The organism is Streptomyces sp. NPDC002130 (assembly GCF_040296465.1).
GTDB lineage: Bacteria > Actinomycetota > Actinomycetes > Streptomycetales > Streptomycetaceae > Streptomyces.
Map to the genome: position 1 here is coordinate 1 of NZ_JBEOXI010000438.1, position 4,056 is coordinate 4,056.

The window sequence follows — 4,056 nt, forward strand, 5'->3', positions numbered from 1 at the left end:
CGGAGCGCGACCACGCCACTCTGCTGCCCGACGGCCTCGCCACTCCCGGCATGCTGATCAGCGTCGTCGAGCACCTGGGGACACCGGTGGGCACACTGTGGCTGGCGGTGCGCGCGGACAACGCGTTCGTCTTCGACGTCGAGACCGACGCCGCCCACCGCGGAAAGGGCCACGGCCGCACCCTCATGCTGCTCGCCGAGGCCCAGACGATCGCGGAGGGCAGGCGGACCCTCGGTCTCAACGTCTTCGCCGGCAACACCCCGGCCGAGCGGCTCTACGCGTCGCTCGGCTACGAGACCGAGCAGTACGCCATGTACAAACCGCTGCTCTAGCGGCTCAGGAGCCGAGAGCGCGGTGGGGGAGTCAGTGTCCCTGACCGGCCAGCAGCCGGTCCGCGATCTCCTCGATCCGCTCGCGCAGCCCCTCCTGGCTCTTGCCGCCGTCGAGCCGCTCACCGCCGATGACGTACGTCGGGGTGCCGGTCACGCCGATCGCCTTGCCCTCGGCCTGGTCGGCGTCCACGATCAGGATGTGCCGGCCGTCGACCAGCGCGGTGTCGAACTCCTCGGCGTCCAGGTCCAGTTCGCGGGCCACCTCGACCAGGAAGGGTTCCCCCTTACGGGCCAGCTCCTCGACCCGCCCCAGCAGGGCCTCCACGTACGGCCATCCCCGGCCCTGCTCCCATGCCTCCGCCGCTGCCTGGGCGGCGGCGAAGGCGTGCTTGTTCTTCTCCAGCGGGAAGTGCCGCAGCCGCAGCTCCAGACGGTCGCCGTAGCGGGCGCGCAGGGCACGGAGATCGTCCAGCGCGGTACGGCAGTCCGGGCACTGGAGGTCGCACCAGACCTCGAGGACGGGGGCGGCGGAACGGTCGGAGGAGGAGTCGCTCATGCCGACAGTCTTCCAGCAGGTGCGACCGGGAGCGCAGCCCGCATCGGCACCCGCGGAGGAGGAGACCCGGAGATGTCCCTGATGTCGGGCCCGGAGCATGGCAAGCCGGGGTGCGGCGGGTGCAGGATGGAAGGGACGAAGTGTTCCGACCCGACCGCGCCACGCCTGGAGGACCGGATGATTGCCGAGACCGTCTGTTCCGCCGTGTCCGCGGCAGGCCTGGGCATCGCGGTCGTCACGGCGTACCGCAAGCGCTACCTCGCGGCGGTCCGTGTCGCCGCCTATTCCCTCGTCCCGATCGGTCTGGTGATGACGGGGGTCGTCGAGTGGCTGGCCGACACCGCGTTCAGCCCGACGGCCTGGGCCGGATTCGGGGTGCTCGGTATCGCGTGGGTGCTCTTCATGACCACACGAGCGGTGGAGCGCCGCCGCGGTGGCACCCGCAAGGAGCGCAGGGCCGCGGCCCGGGCGGCCGAGCGGCCCGACGCGGTGGCACCCGCCTCGGCGCCCTCCCTGGGCCAGGGCTCCCGCCCGGCGGCCCGGCCCGCGTCGGCGTCCCGCGGCGAGGACGACTTCAGCGATATCGAGGCCATCCTCAAGAAGCACGGCATATGACGGCCGCCCTGGCTGAATCGTCACAGTGGGTCCGCTGACGCGCGGAAGTGATCACAACCCGAACGGGACCTCGCGGAATCGGCGCACTCCCGCACGGAACGGGGGTACTGATCGCGTTCGGCCCGGCGACTGCGTCATCATCGCCGCGAGATGCTGGACACGACGAAACAGAGCGACCCCGCACCGCCGCAGGACGAGCCATGTCCTCCGCGGGACGAGCCCTTTCTCCCACCGGACGAGCCACGTCCCCGGCAGGACGAGCCGCGTGGTTGCCTCTTCGCCCTCTCCCAGCCACCGCTGATGATCTTCCTGGCGGTGATCGGGAGCCTGCTGCTCATGGCGTCGTTGCACGATCTGCTGTTGCTGTGAGCCTGACCCGCGGTACCCCGGCGCCACCCGCCGGGGCCGCGTGGGCATCGACGACCTCCGCAGCCACCGCGACGGCTGTCAGCCCGCGGCTTCCTTGCGGCGTGCGCGATACGCGGCCACGTGCAGACGGTTCCCGCAGGTGCGGCTGTCGCAGTAGCGCCGCGAACGGTTGCGGGACAGGTCGACGAAGGCGCGCCGGCAGTCGGGCGCCTCACAGCGCCGCAGCCGCTCCTGCTCCCCGGCGACCACGAAGAACGCCAGCGCCATCCCGCAGTCGGCGGCCAGGTGATCGGCGACGGAGGCACCGGGGGCGAAGTAGTGCACATGCCAGTCGTAGCCGTCGTGGTCCGTGAGCCGGGGGGTGGTGCCGGCGGCCGCGACCAGGTCGTTGATCTGCCCCGCGGCGGTCCGGGCGTCGGGGGCGGCGAAGACGGCGGCGAAGCGTGCGCGGATCTTGCGCACGGCGGAGAGGTCGAATTCCGAGAGCACTCCGACATCGCTGATCTCGTGGTTCCGCACGAAGTCCGTGAGGGTCGCCACGTCCGGCAGCCCGTCCGCCGCCGTGTCGTCCTCCGGTGCGGTGTTCACCAGATCGACCACGGTGTCGAGGGCGCACCGGGTGTCGTGGGTGATCAGCACGATTCGCTCCCTGGCCTGAGGGTCGGGCGGGCGCCCGCCGATGCTGGCCGATGGTAACGGCTCCGCCACCGCCGGACCCTCCACATGCCCGCACATGGCTTCGAATACAACGCCTCAGGGCCCGCGGGGGTTCCCGAGCGGCCGGCGGCGGGCGCCGGCGAGCGGGGGAGGGCGCACGCGCGCACCGGCGCCGTACCGCGAGATCCGCGGTATCGGCGCCGGTGTCATCCCGTATGCGGTTGTCCGGGCCCGAGCCGTCTCCCCGAGTCGACGGCGCCGGGCGGCTTTGTGGGGGTCTCGCCCTAGCTTTCCGCCAGGATGTGCGAGAGCTCCTGGTCGAGGTCGAAGTGCCGGTGTTCCGTGCCGGGCGGCACGGCGGCGTCGGTCCGCTTCAGGAAGGACTCCAGGGCCCGTGCCGGGGCCTCCAGCAGGGCCTCGCCCTCCGGCGAGCTCAGGGCGATGCACACGACGCCCTGGCCGTGACTGCGCGACGGCCAGACGCGGACGTCGCCGGTGCCCGTAGGGCGGTGAAGTCCCTCGGCGAGGAGGTCGCGGGCGAACACCCACTCGACGGTTTCCTCGGCTCCGGTGTGGAAGGTGGCGTGCACGGCGTAGGGGTCGGCCGTGTCGTACCGCAGGCCTGCGGGGACAGGCAGGGAGGACTCGCTCGACACAACGAGGCGCAGGTGCAGCTCGCAGCTGACCGTGGTGTTCATAAGCGCCAGGGCCTTTCGCTCAGTGTGCGCTCGGGGATTCGCACGTCGGCGAAATCGACATGCCACCTACGGTGCCGTTGTAAACCCCTCTGAGTGTTTTGCGTGCGTTTACGTAACTCTTCCGGCCGAGAGATCGTTCGCGTCGTGCGTCCATTCCGGTGACTGGTTTCGCTCGGGTAGTGTTCGGCCGTATGAATACGGGGAGTAACGAGCCGGGCGAGGTGGCCGCGGCATCGGACGGGACGGGGCCGGGCGAGGTGCACGGCGAGCAGGACCGCGGGCTGGGCTCGAGGGCGCCGGAATTCATCAAGGCGCGCCGGGCGCTGCACGTGAGCTGGCAGGTCGGCGTTTTCATCATCGGGCTCGCGGTCGTGGTGGCGGGCATCATCATGCTGCCCCTCCCGGGACCGGGCTGGGTCGTGATCTTCGGCGGCATGGCGATCTGGGCGACGGAGTTCGTCTGGGCCCAGCTGGTGCTCCGCTGGACCAAGCGGAAGGTCACCGAGGCGGCCCAGCGGGCCCTCGACCCCAAGGTGCGGCGCCGCAACATCATCCTGACGTCGATCGGGCTGGTGATCGTGGGCGTCCTGGTGGGTGTCTACCTGTGGAAGTTCGGCATCGTCATGCCGTGGAAGATCAAGGACCAGTGAGCGTCACAGGCACCCGCTGACATGGGGTAATGTTCTTCCTGCGCCCGGGCGATTAGCTCAGTGGGAGAGCGCTTCGTTCACACCGAAGAGGTCACTGGTTCGAACCCAGTATCGCCCACCCGGAGCGGCGGGGGGGCGAGCCAGCCCCCCACACCCCCCACCCGCGCCGCCAACCGCAC

Annotated in this window: 7 protein-coding genes and 1 tRNA gene; 5 read left to right on the plus strand and 3 right to left on the minus strand. The window is 70.8% G+C overall.

Annotated elements, in window-relative coordinates; translation table 11 throughout:
• On the plus strand, nt 1-332 hold a 332-nt coding region (locus tag ABT116_RS40445), incomplete at its 5' end, for a GNAT family N-acetyltransferase (RefSeq protein ID WP_351645042.1).
• 31 nt (nt 333-363) lie between these two features.
• On the opposite strand, the gene ABT116_RS40450 is transcribed toward ABT116_RS40445, so the two are convergent.
• The gene (locus ABT116_RS40450) at nt 364-888 is read right to left on the minus strand and encodes a DsbA family protein (RefSeq protein WP_351645044.1); all 525 of its coding nucleotides are present in this window, start codon (nt 886-888) and stop codon (nt 364-366) included.
• 177 nt (nt 889-1,065) lie between these two features.
• On the opposite strand from ABT116_RS40450, the gene ABT116_RS40455 reads away from it, so the two are divergent.
• Together ABT116_RS40455 and ABT116_RS40460 are read left to right on the plus strand one after the other, a co-directional pair.
• On the plus strand, nt 1,066-1,503 hold the full coding sequence (locus ABT116_RS40455) for a hypothetical protein (protein ID WP_351645047.1): 438 nt from the start codon (nt 1,066-1,068) through the stop codon (nt 1,501-1,503).
• A 150-nt stretch (nt 1,504-1,653) separates the two neighbouring features.
• A complete protein-coding gene (locus tag ABT116_RS40460) occupies nt 1,654-1,872 on the plus strand; it encodes a hypothetical protein (RefSeq protein ID WP_351645050.1) in 219 nt (72 codons plus the stop codon).
• A gap of 78 nt (nt 1,873-1,950) precedes the next feature.
• On the opposite strand, the gene ABT116_RS40465 is transcribed toward ABT116_RS40460, so the two are convergent.
• On the minus strand, nt 1,951-2,511 hold the full coding sequence (locus ABT116_RS40465; protein WP_351645052.1) for a CGNR zinc finger domain-containing protein: 561 nt from the start codon (nt 2,509-2,511) through the stop codon (nt 1,951-1,953).
• A 302-nt stretch (nt 2,512-2,813) separates the two neighbouring features.
• Nucleotides 2,814-3,227, minus strand: a complete 414-nt coding sequence (locus ABT116_RS40470; RefSeq protein ID WP_004002642.1) for an SsgA family sporulation/cell division regulator — start codon at nt 3,225-3,227, stop codon at nt 2,814-2,816.
• Between the two features lie 191 nt (nt 3,228-3,418).
• Here ABT116_RS40470 and ABT116_RS40475 point away from each other — a divergent pair, with 191 nt between their 5' ends.
• Both ABT116_RS40475 and ABT116_RS40480 read left to right on the plus strand, forming a co-directional pair.
• A complete protein-coding gene (locus ABT116_RS40475) occupies nt 3,419-3,877 on the plus strand; it encodes a TIGR02611 family protein (RefSeq protein ID WP_351645055.1) in 459 nt (152 codons plus the stop codon).
• 46 nt (nt 3,878-3,923) lie between these two features.
• Nucleotides 3,924-3,995 (plus strand) — tRNA-Val (locus ABT116_RS40480).
• The last annotated feature ends 61 nt before the right edge of the window (nt 3,996-4,056 follow it).

Coding starts and splice junctions, on each gene's coding strand:
- ABT116_RS40450 (WP_351645044.1), bottom strand. CDS start 888: ATGAGCGACTCCTCCTCCGACCGTTCCGCCGCCCCCGTCCTCGAGGTC.
- ABT116_RS40455 (WP_351645047.1), top strand. CDS start 1,066: ATGATTGCCGAGACCGTCTGTTCCGCCGTGTCCGCGGCAGGCCTGGGC.
- ABT116_RS40460 (WP_351645050.1), top strand. CDS start 1,654: ATGCTGGACACGACGAAACAGAGCGACCCCGCACCGCCGCAGGACGAG.
- ABT116_RS40470 (WP_004002642.1), bottom strand. CDS start 3,227: ATGAACACCACGGTCAGCTGCGAGCTGCACCTGCGCCTCGTTGTGTCG.
- ABT116_RS40475 (WP_351645055.1), top strand. CDS start 3,419: ATGAATACGGGGAGTAACGAGCCGGGCGAGGTGGCCGCGGCATCGGAC.